12 protein-coding genes and 1 rRNA gene are annotated in these 16,346 nt (G+C 68.9%); 5 read left to right on the top strand and 8 right to left on the bottom strand.

Translation table 11 applies throughout. The annotated features are described in order from the left end of the window. From rrf to ASE96_RS05280, 3 genes are all read left to right on the top strand, one after another. Positions 1–99 (top strand): 5S ribosomal RNA (gene rrf / locus ASE96_RS05290); the annotation flags it as partial. Positions 100–253: 154 nt separating this feature from the next. Beyond that, on the top strand, positions 254–1,099 hold the full coding sequence (locus tag ASE96_RS05285) for an SDR family NAD(P)-dependent oxidoreductase (RefSeq protein WP_056427137.1): 846 nt from the start codon (positions 254–256) through the stop codon (positions 1,097–1,099). A gap of 93 nt (positions 1,100–1,192) precedes the next feature. Next, the gene (locus ASE96_RS05280) at positions 1,193–1,495 is read left to right on the top strand and encodes an excalibur calcium-binding domain-containing protein (RefSeq protein WP_235500138.1); all 303 of its coding nucleotides are present in this window, start codon (positions 1,193–1,195) and stop codon (positions 1,493–1,495) included. 523 nt (positions 1,496–2,018) lie between these two features. Here the strand turns inward: ASE96_RS05280 and ASE96_RS05275 are convergent. From ASE96_RS05275 to ASE96_RS05245, 7 genes are all read right to left on the bottom strand, one after another. Next, on the bottom strand, positions 2,019–3,890 hold the full coding sequence (locus ASE96_RS05275) for a putative bifunctional diguanylate cyclase/phosphodiesterase (protein ID WP_056427126.1): 1,872 nt from the start codon (positions 3,888–3,890) through the stop codon (positions 2,019–2,021). 211 nt (positions 3,891–4,101) lie between these two features. After that, positions 4,102–6,204 (bottom strand): putative bifunctional diguanylate cyclase/phosphodiesterase, encoded by a 2,103-nt coding sequence (locus ASE96_RS05270; RefSeq protein ID WP_235500136.1) that lies wholly within the window; start codon positions 6,202–6,204, stop codon positions 4,102–4,104. 139 nt (positions 6,205–6,343) lie between these two features. Then, positions 6,344–8,515: a putative bifunctional diguanylate cyclase/phosphodiesterase gene (locus ASE96_RS05265; protein ID WP_235500134.1), complete on the bottom strand. Its 2,172-nt coding sequence runs from the start codon at positions 8,513–8,515 to the stop codon at positions 6,344–6,346. A 153-nt stretch (positions 8,516–8,668) separates the two neighbouring features. Continuing rightward, positions 8,669–10,141: a UDP-glucose dehydrogenase family protein gene (locus ASE96_RS05260; RefSeq protein WP_056427121.1), complete on the bottom strand. Its 1,473-nt coding sequence runs from the start codon at positions 10,139–10,141 to the stop codon at positions 8,669–8,671. Then, positions 10,138–11,301: a glycosyltransferase family 4 protein gene (locus ASE96_RS05255; protein ID WP_056427118.1), complete on the bottom strand. Its 1,164-nt coding sequence runs from the start codon at positions 11,299–11,301 to the stop codon at positions 10,138–10,140. The genes ASE96_RS05260 and ASE96_RS05255 overlap by 4 nt, the downstream gene beginning before the upstream one ends. Positions 11,302–11,735: 434 nt before the next feature. After that, entirely contained in the window at positions 11,736–11,984 is a 249-nt protein-coding gene (locus ASE96_RS05250; protein WP_056427116.1) for a hypothetical protein, read from the bottom strand. Further along, complete coding sequence (locus ASE96_RS05245; protein WP_056427113.1) at positions 11,984–13,420, bottom strand: flotillin family protein; 1,437 nt, start codon at positions 13,418–13,420, stop codon at positions 11,984–11,986. Before ASE96_RS05245 ends, ASE96_RS05250 begins: the two co-directional genes overlap by 1 nt. Positions 13,421–13,670: 250 nt before the next feature. Here ASE96_RS05245 and ASE96_RS05240 point away from each other — a divergent pair, with 250 nt between their 5' ends. Beyond that, a complete protein-coding gene (locus ASE96_RS05240) occupies positions 13,671–15,053 on the top strand; it encodes a phenylacetate--CoA ligase family protein (RefSeq protein WP_056427111.1) in 1,383 nt (460 codons plus the stop codon). A 74-nt stretch (positions 15,054–15,127) separates the two neighbouring features. Here ASE96_RS05240 and ASE96_RS05235 read toward each other — a convergent pair whose 3' ends face one another. After that, a complete protein-coding gene (locus ASE96_RS05235) occupies positions 15,128–16,000 on the bottom strand; it encodes an HNH endonuclease (protein ID WP_056427107.1) in 873 nt (290 codons plus the stop codon). 55 nt (positions 16,001–16,055) lie between these two features. Between ASE96_RS05235 and ASE96_RS05230 the strand changes: the two genes are divergently transcribed. Beyond that, positions 16,056–16,235, top strand: a complete 180-nt coding sequence (locus ASE96_RS05230) for a hypothetical protein (RefSeq protein WP_056427129.1) — start codon at positions 16,056–16,058, stop codon at positions 16,233–16,235. The last annotated feature ends 111 nt before the right edge of the window (positions 16,236–16,346 follow it).

Below are 16,346 nucleotides of genomic sequence, written 5' to 3'. Positions count from 1 at the left end.
GGGGAAACGCCCGGTCCCATTCCGAACCCGGAAGCTAAGACCCACAGCGCCGATGGTACTGCACCCGGGAGGGTGTGGGAGAGTAGGTCACCGCCGGAACATCATTAAGGTCGAGGACCCCCAACCACGTTGGGGGTCCTCCCGCATTTAACCCCGAAATCAACAGCGGGAACGTTGGTCAGCCCGGCGTCGTTGTGGTTCGGTAGGCTCGATGTCGACAGCCAGTTACCGCTTCCTCACAAAGGACTCCTTCATGACCGCTCGGACCATTGTCATCACCGGCGCCAGCGACGGCATCGGCGCGTCCGCCGCACGCACCCTCAGCAAACGGGGGGAGCAGGTGGTGGTGGTCGGGCGCTCCGCGGAGAAGACCCAACTGATCGCGGCAGAGATCGGTGCGGACCATTTCATCGCCGACTTCGCGGAGCTGGCCCAGGTGCGCCGGCTTGCAGCGCAGCTCAAGGAAAAGTACCCGCGGATAGACGTCCTGGCGAACAACGCCGGCGGCATTATGGGCAAGCGCGAACTCACCGTGGACGGCCACGAGAAGACCTTCCAGGTCAACCACCTGGCCCCGTTCCTGCTGACCACCGAGCTGATGGACGTCCTCACCGCCAGCAACGCCACCGTCATCAACACCTCCAGCGCCGCCAACGGATTCGGCAAACTGGACCTGTTCGACCTCGACTCGGCCCAAGGCTACTCCACCAACCGGGCGTACGGCACCGGGAAACTCGCGAATATCCTTTTCACCAGTGAGCTCCACCGTCGCTTCAGCGCCGAAGGGATCAGGACTGCGTCGTTCCACCCCGGCGTCGTAGCCACCAACTTTGCGGCGGAGTCCACCAGTCCGATGCGGCACGCCTACAAGACGATCCTCAACCGTTTCCTGCTGAGCCCCGAACAGGGCGCGGACACACTTGTGTGGCTCGCCACGGCCACGCCCGGGCAGGACTGGATCTCCGGTGCCTACTACGCCAAACGCGCGCTGGCCAAAGCCAACAAGCAGGCCTACGATGCCGAACTGGCACGGGAGCTGTGGGAGCGCAGCGCGGCCATGGTGGCGCAGGAGCTCGACAAGCTGGATCCGCGCGGCTGACCTTGTCCCGCATGGGCGGAAATCTGGGTTAGCATTTCATTGCGCCTCGCCGACACGCGGCCGAGGGCTTCTATTGGGGGAGGGCTCTCGAACGTGCGCCTGAAAAAACTGCTGATTGGCTCGCTCGCGGCCAGCGCCGTCGTGCTGAGCGGCACGGCCGTGCCGGCATCTGCCGCACCCGCGCCCAAGTCCTACAAGAACTGCACGGAGCTCAACAAGGTCTACCCGCACGGCGTGGGCCGCAAGGGCGCCAAGGACAAGACCACCGGCAAGCGGGTCACCAACTTCCGCGTGGACAACACCCTCTACGGGTACAACGACGGCGGCGCGGTCCGGCACCGCGGCGAGTACGACCTCGACCGTGACAACGACGGCATCGCCTGCGAAAAGCGCTGAATCGAATGCGCACAAAGGGCCCCGGCCACTGGCCGGGGCCGTTTGTGCTTAAAAGTGGCCTGAGCGGGCGTCGGGGTGGCCAGGACAGGCCCTGGGTGCGCCTGTTCCCGCTATCGGTCCGCGACGATGTTCCAGCCCAATTCCTGGCTAGGGCGCACGGAGACGTCCGCGCCAGGTCGCGGTGCAACGGGCTGACACCGGGTTGCAGCGAAGTACAAGTGGGCAGGAACGTCGGGCGCGCAGCGGTGGTCGCGGAGGGTGACTGGCAGACCGGCGCCACGGCGCCCCCGCAGACGCCCCCGTGCTGTTCAGCCAAGGGCGCCGTTCCAGCCCAGTTCCTGGCGGGGGCGCACGGGGAAAGCCGTGCCATGACGCGGCAGACCGGGCGTAACGACGTCCCGCCGGATCTGCGGGAGCGTCGGCGGTAATCCCGCCGGATCTGCGGGAGCGTCGGCGGTAATCCCGCCGGATCTGCGGGAGCGTCGCCGCCAGGCCCGCAGAACCTGCTGGAGCGACGCCGGAACTAACGCCCGGCGTCGACCTTGTCGATCGCCGTGAGCGCGCTCTCCATCGTCCCGGCCAGCTCGCTGGCCGGGGCTGGCTTGGCGAACAGGTAGCCCTGCAGGGAGTCACACCCGCGCTCCATGAGGTACCGGGCCTGCGCCGGCGTTTCGATGCCCTCGGCCGTGACCTTCAGGCCCAGGGCATGGGCGGCGTCGATCATGGTTCCGAAGAACGGGAGCTGTTCCTGGCCGGTCTTGATCATGGCCACGAAGGAGCGGTCGATCTTGACCTTGTCCAGCGGCAACTCCTTGAGCCGGCCCAGGGACGCGTAGCCGGTGCCGAAGTCGTCCATCGCGATCCGCACGCCGGCCTCCCGGAGCTGCCGCAGTTGGCGGAGCACGTCGGAGTCCGACTCGAAAAATACACTTTCGGTCAGTTCCAGCATGAGCTGGCGCGGATCCACGCCGGTGGACGCCACAATCGCAAGCACGTCGGTGGCGAAGTCGCGGTTCTGGAACTGCAAGCCCGAGACGTTCACCGCCACGCTGTACGCGGCGTCGCCGGCCAGCCAGGGCCGGATTTCGGCGCAGGCCCGGCGCATGACCTCGTCGCCGATCTCGCGGATCAGGCCGCTCTGCTCGGCCACGGGCAGGAACTGGTTGGGCGGGACCAGCCGGCCGTGCCGCTCCCACCGCGCGAACGCCTCGAACTGCACCACGGCCCCGAGCCCGGGGGACACCACGGGCTGGTAGTGGACCGAGATCTGGCCCAGCTCCACCGCCTGCCGGAGCCCCGCCTGACCGTCCGCTTTGGCGGTCACAGTGTTCAGCATCTCCGGCCGGAACCGGAGCCACGCGTTCTTGCCCCCGGTCTTCGCCGCCGTCATCGCTGCGTCGGCCTGCCGCAGCAGTTCCGCGCCGTCCAGCGTCTGGGCGGTCCTGGACGCCAGGCCCATGCTGACGCCCGGCCGGACCAGGGAGCCGCCCACGCGCAGCGGCTCGTACAGCGACTCGGAGATCCGCTTGGCCACGGCGTCGGCGTTGAGGCATTCGGTCAGGAGCACCACAAACTCGTCGCCGCCGAGCCGGGCCACAGTGTCGTGCGGCCGCACACAGTTGCGCAGCCGGCTGGCGACCTCCACCAGCAGCTCGTCCGCGGAGGAGCGGCCCAGCATGTCGTTAAGGTTCTTGAAGTCATCCAGGTTCAGCAGCAGCACATCCACCGGGTCCGGCCGGCGCAGCGCCGCGGCGAGCCGCTCGTTGAACAGGGTGCCGTTGGGCAGCGACGTCAGCGGATCACGCAGCACCCCGGCCCGCAGCTGGTCATCGTGCCCGGCGAACGCGGCGGGTACGGCGGCGGAGGCCGCCAGAGTACGACGGCGGTGCGCCGCGGCATCCGCGGAAGCCCCCGCGGCGACGTGAAGCGTGCCGGCGGTCCCGGTGTCGGCCGCACTGTGGACTGCACTGCCGGAGGCCCGGGCGCCGGCAGACCCCGTCGTGCCGTTCCCGGAGGGCGCAACCGGGCGGTGCCCGGTGCCGCGGACCGAAAGCGCGACGGACCGCGCCGCCGGCCCCGCACCGGCGTCGGGCGGCAGCAGTGAGCAGGTGATTTCGACCGGGAGCTCGGTGCCGTCGGCGCGGCGGCCGGAACCGGCGAAGGGCTTAGGGGAACGGGGCGCGGAGGCGCCCAGGCCGGCGAGGACACCATGGAAGGGTTCGCGGGAGGCCTCGGCCAGGAGCAGGGACGAATCGGCGCCCAGCAACTGGGCCCGGGAGTAGCCGAAGAGCTCCTCGGCGGCGGCGTTCAGGAAGGAGATGGCGCCGTCCGGATCGAGCAGCAGCAGCGGGTCGGGGCTGTGCTCCAGCAGTAGTTGTGCGAGTCCGGATTCCATGTGTTTTGCCTGCCCCCAAGCGACGAAAGTGAAGTGGCAGCCACCCCTTGCGGAGAACAAGGCCGGCTGCGCTCACTGAATCATATGTGGTGCGGGCGCTGCACGTGATACGCGTCATTCAGCGGCCATCTTTGTGTCGCCCCCGCGGGCCAACCAAGCGGTTTAACGGACCACGGCACCCAGCGATACAACGCCAGTCGGAACCGGCCGGCTACACGGGCAGCGGAACACCCTCCAGCGCCGCGATGGCGGCGAGGGAGCTGCGGATGCCGAGCTCGCGCCGCGATTCGGGCTGCGGACGGGAGAACAGGTAGCCCTGCAGGGCGTCGCAGCCGTGATCCATCAGGTAGCGGGCCTGCTCCGGGGTTTCGATGCCCTCGGCCGTGACCTTCAGGCCCAGGCTGCGGGCCATGTGGATCATGGAGGTCAGGATGGGCAGCTTTTCGGTCCCGGTGCGCAGCATGGAGACAAAGGACTTGTCGATCTTGACGACGTCCACGGGGAGCTCCTGCAGCCGGCCCAGCGAGGAGTAGCCGGTGCCGAAGTCGTCCAGGGCCACCCGGATCCCGGCCCCGCGCAGGGTCACCAGCTGGGTGATGACGTGGCACTGGGCGTCGAAGAAGACGCTCTCCGTCACTTCGAGCACCAGCTGGTGCGGGTCCACGCCGCTCCACGCCGCGATGTCCAGGACCCGTTCGGCGAAGTCCGGGTGCTGCAGCTGCACACCGGAAACGTTCACGGCCAGGGTCCGGCGCGGGTCCTCGGCGAGCCAGGGCTGCAGCTCGGTGCAGCTGCGCCGCAGCACTTCCGCCCCGATCTCCCGGATCAGGCCGCTGCGCTCCGCGGTCTGGATGAACTGGTCCGGCGGCATCAGCTGGCCTTCCCACTGCCAGCGGGCCAGGGCCTCGAACTGCACCACCTCCAGCTGCTCGGTGGACACCACCGGCTGGTAGTGCACGGTGATCTGCCCCAGTTCCACGGCCCGCCGCAGACCGGCCGTCAGCTGGGTGCGCTCCAGCAGCGCCGCGAGCATCTCCGGCCGGAAATGCACGTAGCAGTTCTTGCCTGCCTCCTTCGCCGCGTACATGGCCAGGTCCGCCTGGCGCAGCAGCTCCGAGGACGTCATGGTCCCGGGGCCGCGCGAGGCCACCCCCAGGCTCAGGCCCGGCCGCATCAGGGTGCCTTCGATGGACACCGGGGCGTTCAGGGCCGCCACCACGCGCTGGGCGACGGCGTCGGAATCGTTGCAGTCCACCAGCAGGACGACGAATTCGTCCCCGCCGAGGCGCGCCACGGTGCCGTGCGGCCCCACGCAGTTCTGCAGCCGCCGCGAGACCTCCACAAGCATCTGGTCCCCGGCGTGGTGGCCCAGGACGTCGTTGACTTCCTTGAAATCGTCCAGATCCAGCAGCAGCACGTGCACCGGCCCGGGGGTCAGCAGCGCGGCGGCCGCGCGGTCATTGAAGAGCATCCGGTTCGCCAGGCCCGTCAGCGGATCCTGGAAGGCCAGCTCCTTGAGTTTGTCCGTCTGCTCGGCGAGTTCCTCCATGGCGCGGCGGGCCTGGTCCTGGGCGCGCTGCCGCGTGGTGATGTCGCGGAAATTCCAGATCCGGCCCACGATCACGTCCGCGACCTTCTGCGGCCGGGAGTAGAGCTCCACGCTGCGGCCATCCTTGAACTCCAGCACGTCGTGGCTCTGCTTCACCCGGTCGGTGTGCAGCTCCGCGACCTTCTGCAGGAAGTAGTCCGGATTGGCCAGCTGGCGGGAGATGAAGGTGACCAGCGCCGTCGGGTCCTCCGCCGCGATCAGCTCCGGCGGCATGCCCCACATCTTGAGGTACTGGTCATTGACCCCGGTGATCTGGCCGTCGTTGGAGACCACCACAATCCCGTCGGCGGTGGTCTCCAGCGTGGCATCGAGCAGCGAAACCGCCAGCCGCCGGCCCGAGTCGGTGTCCTCCCGGTGGCTGCCGTCCCGGACGGCCACCGCCATGGCCGGGCCGCCGTCGACCGTTACCAGCGAGCACGTGATCTCCAGCGGCAGTTCGCTGCCATCCCGACGCCGGCCTGCCGCCGCGAACGGCCGGCGGCCCGCCGCGCTGCCGCGCCCCAGCCGGCCAAAGACCCGCAGGAACCCGCCGCGCTCGTCCTCGGAGAGCAGGATGTTGTGCCCGACGCCGAGCAGCTGTTCGCGCGGATAGCCAAACAGTCGCTCGGCCGCCGAATTCACGAACGCGATGGTTCCGTCCGCGGTCAGCAGCAAGAAAGCATCGGGGCCCTGCTCGAGCAGGCTTTCTTCAATCCCAGTTCCCACGGCGTTACCGGCCCCCAAAGCGACGGATGTTGACAGACATGACGAGCAGTCCGACGGCGGCGCCGCGGACAAAGTGTTTCCTGCATCATAGGGTCCGTAGCGCCTGTGTCCAGCATCACAGGGCCGGACTTTTCGCAGGTCAGCGGCGTCCGGCCACCCGGTCACCGCGGAGGGCGGCGAATGCGCCGGCGGAACGGGCGATAGCGGCGGCCAGGGCGGGCTCGGCTTCGGGGCCGGAAAACAGGAACCCCTGCAGGGAATCGCAGTCCAGGTTCATCAGGTATTCGGCCTGCGCCGCCGTCTCCACCCCCTCCGCCGTGACGGTCAGGCCCAGGCCGTGGGCCATGCTGACCATGCAGCTGAGGATCGGCAGGTTTTCGTTGCCGGTGTGGATCATGGACGTGAAGGACTGGTCGATTTTGAGCGTGTCCACGGGCAGGTCCTGGAGCCGGCCGAGGGAGGAGTAGCCGGTGCCGAAGTCGTCCAGGGCCACCCGCACCCCGGCCTTGCGGAGCCCGGTGAGCTGCTGGATGACGTGGCAGTCGTCGTCGAAGAACACGCTCTCGGTGACCTCCAGGACCAGCTGCCGCGGATCCACCCCGCAGGATTCGGTGACGGCCAGCACCAGCTCGGCGAAGTCACCGTGCTGCAGCTGGACCCCGGAGACGTTGACGGCGAGCGACCGCGAAGAATCTTCCGCGAGCCAGGGCTTCAGCTCGGTGCAGCCCTTCAGGAGGACCTCGGTGCCGATCTCGACGATCAGCCCGCTGCGCTCCGCCGCCGGGATGAACTGCTGCGGCGGGACGGTTTCGCCGTCGCGCTCCCAGCGGGCCAGCGCCTCGACCTTGACCACAACGCCGAGCCGGGACGAGACGATCGGCTGGTAGTGCACGGCGATCTGGCCGGCGTCCACGGCCACCCGCAGCCCGGCCTCCAGCGCCGTGCGCTCCACGAGTGACTTCATCATCTCCGGCCGGAACCGCAGGTACCGGTTCTTTCCGGCAGTCTTCGCGGCGTACATGGCGACGTCGGCGCGGCGCAGCAGCTCGGAGGCGTCCACGGCGTCCTCGTTGATGGACGCCAGCCCCAGGCTCAGGCTGGGGCGCAGCATGGTCCCGTCGATCCAGAGCGGGACCCGCAGGGCTTCGACGATCCTCTTGGCAACCGCCTCGGCGTCCAGCGAGCCGACCAGGAGCACTACGAATTCGTCGCCGCCCAGGCGTGCTACAACGTCGTTCGGGCGGACACACTCGCGCAGCCGGCGGCCCACCTCGATCAGCATCTGGTCGCCGGCGTGATGGCCCAGGATGTCGTTGACTTCCTTGAAGTCGTCCAGGTCCAGGAGCAGGACGTCGACGGCAGTGCCGTACGGCCCGCGCAATGCCGCCGCGAGGTGGTCGTTGAAGAGCTGGCGGTTGGACAGGCCGGTGAGCGGGTCCTTGAACGCGAGGTCCTTGAGCTGCGCGGCCTGCTCGGCGAGGTCGGCCATGGCCTGGGTGATCCGGTCCTGCGCGATCCGGGCCGGGGTCACGTCCCGGAAGCTCCAGACGCGGCCCACCACCTTGTCCGCGACCTTCTGCGGGCGGGAGTAGCGTTCGAAGGTCCGGCCGTCGCGGAAGTCCAGGACGTCATGGCTCTCCGCGGAGGGGGCGGCGTAGAGCGCGGTGACTTTCTCGACGAACTGCCCGGGATCCACCAGCTGGTCCAGGACGAAGCCCAGTACGGCCTCGTCGTCCTGGGTGGCCAGGAGCTCCCGCGGGATGCCCCACATGGAGATGAACTGGTTGTTCACGCCGGCGATCCGCCCGTCGCCGCCGACCACCAGAATGCCGTCGGCCGTGGACTCCAACGTGGCGCTGAGCAGGGACATGGCTTCGCGCAGGCCCGCGTCGGCGGCCTGCCGGTGGGAGGTGTCACGGACGGCGACTGCCATGCTGACGGGGGCGTCCTCGCTATCCTGGGCCAGCAGCGAGCAGGCCACTTCGCCCTGGAACTCGGTGCCGTCGCGCCGCAGCCCGTAGGCCTCGACCGGGTGGAAGGAGGGGGTGGTGTCGGTGTGGGGGGCGGCGGGAGAGGCGTCGGCGTCCTTGCGGAGGGCGAAGAAGATGCGCTGGAGGCCGCTGCGGAAGCCTTCGGCGAGGAGCATCCGGTGATCCCGGCCCAGGAGCTCGTCGCGGGTGTAGCCGAACATGCGTTCCGTGGCGGCGTTGACGCGGAGGATGGTGCCGTCCTCGGTGACCACCAGGAGGGCATCCGGGCTGGATTCCAGCACCGCCTCGATGCCGGGCGCCGGGTATGGGGAAGCTGTCACGCGGCAACCGCCGAGCGAATGTGAGACCACCGGTATTTCATTGAAAAGCCCTCCCCTCAGGAAATCATAGGGGTCGCACCGCCGGGCGGGGTCCAAGAAGGGATGGCGCGGCGTTTTGGGGGACGGGGTTTGGCGGGTTCAGCGGGGGGCCGGTTATCCCGGCCGGTGCCCCGCGGCGCTCAGGCCGGTGGTGATGGTTCCGGCGGTGTGCCCCCGGCCCAGGCCGCGGACCGTCCAGCCTTCCGCCTCCCAGACGGAGGCGTCCAGCACGTTGCGGGCGTCCAGGAGGGCCCTGCGCCGGACGAGTGGCCCGGCGCCGGCCGGTGAGAGCCCCGTGTACTCATCCCACTCGGTCAGCAGCAGCACCAGTTCCGCGCCGTCCAGCGCCTGGGCCGTGGACGGCTCGAAACGCAACTGCGGGAAGCGCAGCCACGCGTTGTTGATCGCGGCGGGGTCCGTCACGGTGACATGCGCGCCGGCCGACGCCAGCTGCAGGGCGACATCCAGGGCAGGGGAATCGCGGATGTCGTCCGTGTCCGGTTTGAAAGCCGCGCCGAGCACCGTGACACGGCGGCCGCCAAGCTGGCCGCCGCACAGTTCCCGCGCCACCGCGACCGTGCGGGAACGCTGGTCCCGGTTGATGGCATCCACCACGTCCATCCACCGGTTCACCGAGTCCACGCCCAGTCCCGCCGCCTGGACCCGGAGCGAACGGATGTCCTTGGGCAGGCAGCCGCCGCCGAACCCCAGCCCGGCGTGGAGGTACCGGCCGCCGATGCGCGGATCGAGGCCCATGGCCGCGCCCAGCTGTTTCACGTCGGCGCCCGTAGCGTCACAGAGCTCGGCCATCGCGTTGATGAAACTGAGCTTCGTGGCCAGGTACGCGTTCGACGCCGACTTGATCAGTTCCGCCGTGGCGAAGTTGCAGACCAGCCGCGGAATCCCGGCGGCCAGCAGGGGAGCGTAGACGGCGTCGAGGGCCGCGGTGAGTGCTGCGCCGGAGTCCGCTGGGCGGGTGTTGCCCGTGTTGATGGCGGGGCGAGTGAGGCCGGGGCGGGTAGCGCCGTCGTCGGAGTTGTTGGGGCGGGCGGAAGCGGGGTCCCGAGGCTCGCCGTCCTCCGGGACGCCGTAGACCAGGCGGTCCGGGACCAGCGAGTCCTTGACCGCGGTGCCCTGGCGCAGGAATTCGGGGTTCCAGCCCAGGAGCACGTCCGGCCGCGGGGACAGCACACCGCGGAGCATGTCCACCGTTCCGACCGGAACCGTGGATTTGCCCACGACGGCGGATCCGGCGGCCAGGTGGGGGAGCAGCGCATTCGTGGCGGCGACGAGGTAGCTGAGGTCGGCGCCGTCGGACGTCTTGGACTGCGGCGTGCCCACACAGAGGAAATGCAGCTGGGCGCCGGCCGCGTCCGCGAAGTCCGTGGAGAAGCTGAGCCGGCCGGTGGTGATGCCGTCGCGCAGGAGCTCGTCCAGCCCGGGTTCGAAGAACGGCGCCGTGCCGCGGCCCAGCTGCCCGACTTTGCCGGCGTCGACGTCGATCCCCACCACGGTGTGGCCCATCGACGCGAGGGTGGCCGCGTGCACGGCTCCCAGGTACCCGCAGCCGATCACGGAAATTTTCACAGGGCGACTCCTTGAGGGGTGGTGCTGGTTGTACGGCTTGCACGGGGGACACTGGCGAGGACCGCCTCGTAGTGCTGGACCAGCTCGGCGCCCAGGGCGGACCATGTCCGGCCCTGGACCGAAGCGTGGGCCGCCGCTGCGAAGGCGCGGCGCTTGGCGTCGTCGCCCATCAGGTCCGCCACGCGGGCGCGCAGCGCGGCCAGGTCGCCCGGCTCGTACAGCCAGCCGGTGCGGGAGTTTTCGACGAGGTCCAGTGGGCCGCCGCGGCCCGTGGCGACCACCGGCACGCCCGACGCCATCGCCTCCTGGATGGTCTGGCAGAAGGTCTCGAACTCGCCGGGGTGCACGAAGAGGTCGAAGGATGCCACCGCGCGGGCCAGCTCCTCGCCGCCGAGGAACCCGGTGAAGACCGCGTCCGGCAAGGCGTCCTCGAGGGCCTGGCGCTGGGGGCCGTCGCCCACAATCACCAGCCGGGTGCCGGGGACATCTGCCAGCACGGCGAGGTCCTGCACCTGCTTTTCGACCGCGAGCCGGCCCACGTAGCCGATGATGCGCTCGCCGGCCGGGGCGACGCTGCCCCGCCAGCCGGCGTCGCGCTTGTCCGGGGAGAACCGCTGCGTGTCCACGCCGCGCCGCCACATCTCGACGCGCGGAATGCCGCGTCCGCGAAGCTGGTTGAGCGCGAAGCTGGAGGGCACCAGCGTCCGGGCCGCGAGCAGGTGGATGTTCTCCACCCGGTTCCAGGCCCAGTTCTCCAGGAAGGGGACGCCGTACCGCCCGGCGTAGCCCGGGACCTCGGTCTGGTAGATGGCGATGGCGGGGATCCCCAGCTGCTGGGCGGCCTGCGCAGCCCGCCAGCCGAGCACGAACGGCGACGCCAGGTGGACCACGTCCGGTGCATACTCGGCAAGGATTCGCTTGACCCGGTAGACACCGCCCATCGCCACACGGACGTTCGCGTAGCCGGCCAGCGGCACCGAGGGCAGCCGATGGACATGCGCCCCGTAGACCTCGGTGGGAGTTCCCGTGTCCTGCGTGGACGGCGCGATCACGAGCACCTCGTCCCCGCGCTCCTGCAGATGCTCCAGGACCCGCAGAATCGAGTGGGTTACCCCGTTCATCAGCGGCAGGAATGACTCAGCAACAATTGCGATCCTCACCCCTCCACCCTGCGGGGGCTGGCTTGCGGTGCGGGGTGGGCAGGGTGGCGGCCGGGCGAAGAGTGGGTTAACGGGGTGTGCGCTGGGTGCTGGGGTGAGGCGGGAGGTGCGGGCGTGCGCCCGCTGGGCATGCGGATACGGAACCGCTGGGCATGCCCTCCGGCCGGGCCAGAGCTTGGACATAATCCCCATGTGCCCTTCGTGCGGAGCCAAGAATGAGCATGTCCACCCGATGCGCGCTCCGCTGATTGTTGCCTGGCCACCGGGCCACTGGGCATGCCCTCCGGCGGGGCGCCACCGGGCCACTGGGCATGCCCTCCGGCGGGGCCAAGGCTTGGACATAATCCCTATATGCCCTCTCGAGGCCGCGAAGAATGAGCATGTCCACCCGCGGCGGGCAGTGTACCGAGCGTGCCGAACCTGGGATGGCGCTTCTACACGGGGAAGTCCTTCCTCAGGACATCCGGCAGTTCATCAACGTAGACGGTTTGTGGGGGCTCGTAGTAGATCACCAGGACCTCCTCGCCCACGCCGAAGACACTGGTCTTGTCGAACGGGTGGGCGTGGAAGGCGCTGGTTCCGCCACGGAACGGGAGCATGACTTCGCCGATGGTGCCCGGCGCGATGCGTCCGGTCACCCGTCCGATTTTGCCGGTGAGGCTCCGGTCAACGTCCCTGTGCATTAGGCATCCGGGGCTTTCGGCGGCCGCTTTGCATCCTCCCGGCCGTTCCTCAGCGAGGACCTGAGCGCGGGGAGATAGTCGCCCACCTGGGACAGGATTCCGCCGATCATGCGGTTGATGCCCTCGCCGCCGTTGAGGACGGTGAACTGGCCGACATGGGCGAAGGGCTCAGCTGCAGCCGCGATGATGGCCGGCATGTTTTCCGCCAGCTGCTGGGAAATGACGGCGTCCTGGTTGGTGCCCAGGGCTTCGGCGCGTGCCTTGATGCCGTCCGCCTCGGCCAACGCCTTGGCCTTGATCGCCGAGGCGGCAGCATCGCCGCGGGCCTTCGTGGCCGCAGCCTCCGCCTCGCCGGTAACCCGGGTGGCTCCGGCCGCGGCGGCCGCAGCCGTGGCATTGGCGTTGGCCTGGAGTTCCGTGCGCCGGGCATTGACCTCTGCTTCGAGTTCCGTGCGGCGGGCCAGCGCCTCGGCGGCGCTGATGTCGGCGGACTTTTGGCCCTCGGCCTCGGTACGCTTCGCATACGCCTTGGCATCGGCGGGCTTGCGGACGCTGGTCTGCAGTTTCTGTTCCTCCCGGTCGGCCTCGAGCTTGGCCACCTCGGTCTCCTGGACCACCACCTGCTGGCGGGCTGTCGCGTCGGCGAGGGGCCCCGCCTGGGCGGCGTGAGCTTTGGCCCGTTCGGCATTGGCCTGCGCCTCGGATTGCCTGATGGCCGAGATGCTCCGTGCGTCCGCGATCAGTGCCTCCGCTTCGGCTTCCTTTTCCGCAGCCTCACGGTTCCTGGTGGCCTCGGCGATGCGCGCCTCCATCTTGACCTGGGCGATATGAGGTTTGGCGATGTTCTCGATGTAGCTGGTGGGATCCTGCAGGTCCTTGATCTGGAGCGAGTCGACCACGAGTCCGAGCTTTTCCATTTCGACGCCGCTGGCGCTCCGCACCTGTGACCCGAGTTTGTCGCGCTCGCGGATGATTTCCTCCATGGTCATGCTGCCGATGATCGAGCGCAGGTGCCCCTCGAAGACGTTGTAGACCTGGCTTTTCATTTTGGGCTGCTGGCCGAGGAAGCGCCGCGCGGCGTTGGCGATGAACGGCGGGGCGTCCCCGATCTTGTAGATGACAACACCTTCGACAATCACCTGGATGCCCTGCGACGTCACGCAGGAGACTTTGAGCTCGGTTTCATTGAGGGTCAGGGACAGGGTCCTGACGGTCTGCAGCCCGGGAAACACGAGCGCGCCCTTGCCGGTGACGATCTTGAAGTCCATTCCCTCCCTGGTATCCAGGGTTCCCCGCGTCAGCCCCGAGATGATGAGGGCCTCATTGGGTTCAGCCACTTTCCACATCAGTTTTGTCGTCATCCAAATAACGGCGATGACAACCGCCGCCGTGATGAGCGTGGCAATTAGCGGGAAGAATACTGAAAAATCCGGCATAACCAGGTCCTTTCGCGATGCTGGAAAAGGTGGTGCGGCACGGCCCCCAACGGCGCCGCTGATAGAACCCGGCCGGACCGGAATGCGGAAGTCCAGGGCCGCCAATCCGGCTGTTGTAGACAGTCTGATGCGCTCCCCGCCGTAAAGTCCAGCGATTGGATGGCGCGGGGACGAAAGCCCCTGTGAGGGCATCTGCCGGCGTGGCAGGGTGGGCGTGGGGCCGCCGGCCAGCCCGGAAAGGTGATTCGCGATGCGTGGTGTCTTTGGAACGACGGCGGCGATCGCCTGGGATGTCTGGCGCGCTGAGGGGGAAGGCCCGGAAGGGATCGCCCGCCGGCAGCAGGCCCGGCTCGCGGAACTCGTGGCTTTTGCCCGGTCCGCTTCGCCTTTTTACCGCCACTTGTATCGGGACGCTCCGGACGACGTCGCGGATGCGCGGCAGCTCCCGCACGTAGGCAAGCGGGAGCTGATGGAGAACTTTGATGACTGGGTGACGGACCCGCACATCACTTTGGCGAGGCTGAAGACAGAGTTGCTCTCCGACCTCTCCCACCTTGGGAGGGCCTACCGCGGGAAGTACCTGGTGGTGACCACGTCCGGCACAACGGGGGAGCCGGCCGTCTTGGTTCACGACCGGATCTCGTGGGTGGTGGTGAATCTGGTGGTCCGGATCCGCGAGCGACGGACCCTGGTCAGGGCCGGGGAAGTGCGAAGGCTTCTGCGGCGGGGGCCGCGGGCCGCTGCCCTTGTCGCCGGAGGCGGCCACTTCGCGGGTGTGGTCCTGACGGAATCCGCCCGACGTCGGGCCGCCGCCGTCGCCCGGAGGGTCCGGGTCTTCTCCGTCCTGAGGCCGCTTCCGGAGCTGGTGGCTGAACTCAATGAATTCAATCCCACCCTGCTCTACGGGTATCCGAGCGCCATGATCCAACTGGCCTCGGAGCAACGGGCCGGGCGGCTCAGGATCCGTCCCGTCCTGGCCATCAGTTCCGGCGAGAACTTGTCGGCGACCGGACGTGCGGCCATCGAAGCCTCGCTCGGCTGCCGGGTGACTGAACGCTATCTTTCCTCGGAGGTCCCGGCCCTGACCAGCCAGTGCCGGAACGGCGCGTTCCACGTCAATGCTGACTGGTACATCCTGGAGCCGGTCGACGAGAACTACCAGCCCGTCCCCGCCGGCGTCCGGTCCTACACGGCGCTCGTCACCAACCTGGCCAACCGGGTGCAGCCCATCATCCGCTATGACCTCGGCGACCGGGTCACGCTCGCGACATCCCCGTGCCCCTGCGGCAGTCCCTTCCCTGCCGTGACAATCGAAGGCCGTGCCGGGGACCTGGTCTCCTTCGAGGCGCCGGACGGGCGCGCGGTCACCGTCCTCCCGCTGGCACTGGGCACGGTCATCGAGGAGACTGCCGGAGTGCGCCGGTTCCAGGCGATCCGCACCGGGCCGGGAACCTTGCGCCTGCGGCTGGAGACGGAGCCCGACGCCGACAGGGCACAGGTGCAGACGGCAGTCGAGCAGCGATTGGGCAGCTTCTTCGCGACGCAGGGGACCGGACCGATCGCCATCGACCATGCAGATGAACCGCCCCGGACCGACCGCAGCGGCAAGTTCCGGCAGGTCTGGTCCGCTTAAGGGCGCGCCGCGGACGGGTCGACGTCGTCACGGCGCGGAGGTCGACCGGCACTGCCGGGGCAGGCATGCGTCGGCTACTGCGGTCCCAGAAGCTCCCGGGCGGCGCGCTGGGCTTCCAGCTCTTCGGGACTGACGGTGGTTCCGCGGAGGAAACCGGCGTCGCCGATGATGCGGCGCAGCTCGGCCACGGTCCGCGGCGTGCTCACGCCCTGGTGCGCCATGGCGTGGCAGTTGGCGCAGAGCGGGACGAGGTCCGAGATGGGATCGAGCTGGTAGCCACTGCCGAGCTGGGACACCGGGACGAGGTGGTGCACCGGGATGAAGTCCCTGCCGATCTGGCCGTACTTCTGCTCGAAGGAGAACCCGCAGGCGGCGCAGCTGGTGCCGTGGTGGGCGATGCAGGCCCGCCGCGCATCCGGGTCCTGTTCGTAGCGGTTCACTTCCACGCGGGTGACCGCGTCCCGCGGGTAGGTGCCGGGGCCGGGGTGCGTGGGGTCCGGGCCCGGCGGCGGCCCGAAGTCGCGCCACAGGGCCCTGATGATTGCTTCCTCGGCCGGCTCGACGGCCAGCCCGGCGGCATCATCGCTGTCCCACGGGATCCCGGGCAGCGCCTCCGCCAGAACGTCGACGGCAATCTGCTCGCCAGGCGGCAGGAAGGAATCAAACGCCACCTGTACGTACATCGGCTCCGGCGCTGCCGCGCTCGACGCGGGAGAGTGATGCCCGGGTTCGGCGTGCTCCGAGAGCACGACGCCGTGGCCGATGAGTCCGCCGCCGCGGTCTCCCTGGAGGAGCAGCCAGGCGTCCGCTCCCGCGGCAATGTTCCGGTGGCGGCCCACGCTCCACCGCTCAAGGTGCAATCCGGTCGCGGCCACGCGCTCGACGACGGCGGCGTAGTTCCAGTCGTTCCAGCGGTCGGGGTTCCAGCCCAGGATGATGGCGGTCATCCGGCCATTCTCGCAGGCGCGGACCGCAGTAAAATGGATATCAGAGGTGTTGGACATGACCGGGTCCTTTGTAGTCCTGCTGATCATCCTGGCGGCGGTTGCCCTGTACGCCATCGTTGGCACGGTGGTGATGGTGGTCCGCGACGGCCGCGGGCACCTTCCGGCGGAGAAGTCCGACCCGCCCTGGACCGCGGGGAACCTGCCGAGCCTGCCGTACGCCCTGGTCCGCTTCTAGGTGTACTGAGCCATCAGGTTGGTGACACCCGGATGATGGGTGTGGTTCCGATGCCGGTGTGGATGCGTTCAGTGTTGTAGTGCTGGAGCCAGGGCGTGCTGGAGCCAGGGC

Origin of the sequence: Arthrobacter sp. Leaf69 (assembly GCF_001422645.1) — a bacterium.
Classification (GTDB): Bacteria; Actinomycetota; Actinomycetes; order Actinomycetales; family Micrococcaceae; genus Arthrobacter.
This window is presented reverse-complemented; position numbering and strand designations above follow the sequence as displayed.

Bases quoted from the DNA above. Each gene is read 5' to 3' on its own strand.
- ASE96_RS05240 (WP_056427111.1), top strand. From the start codon at position 13,671: ATGCGTGGTGTCTTTGGAACGACGGCGGCGATCGCCTGGGATGTCTGG.
- ASE96_RS05275 (WP_056427126.1), bottom strand. From the start codon at position 3,890: ATGGAATCCGGACTCGCACAACTACTGCTGGAGCACAGCCCCGACCCG.
- ASE96_RS05285 (WP_056427137.1), top strand. From the start codon at position 254: ATGACCGCTCGGACCATTGTCATCACCGGCGCCAGCGACGGCATCGGC.
- ASE96_RS05245 (WP_056427113.1), bottom strand. From the start codon at position 13,420: ATGCCGGATTTTTCAGTATTCTTCCCGCTAATTGCCACGCTCATCACG.
- ASE96_RS05235 (WP_056427107.1), bottom strand. From the start codon at position 16,000: ATGACCGCCATCATCCTGGGCTGGAACCCCGACCGCTGGAACGACTGG.
- ASE96_RS05230 (WP_056427129.1), top strand. From the start codon at position 16,056: ATGACCGGGTCCTTTGTAGTCCTGCTGATCATCCTGGCGGCGGTTGCC.
- ASE96_RS05250 (WP_056427116.1), bottom strand. From the start codon at position 11,984: ATGCACAGGGACGTTGACCGGAGCCTCACCGGCAAAATCGGACGGGTG.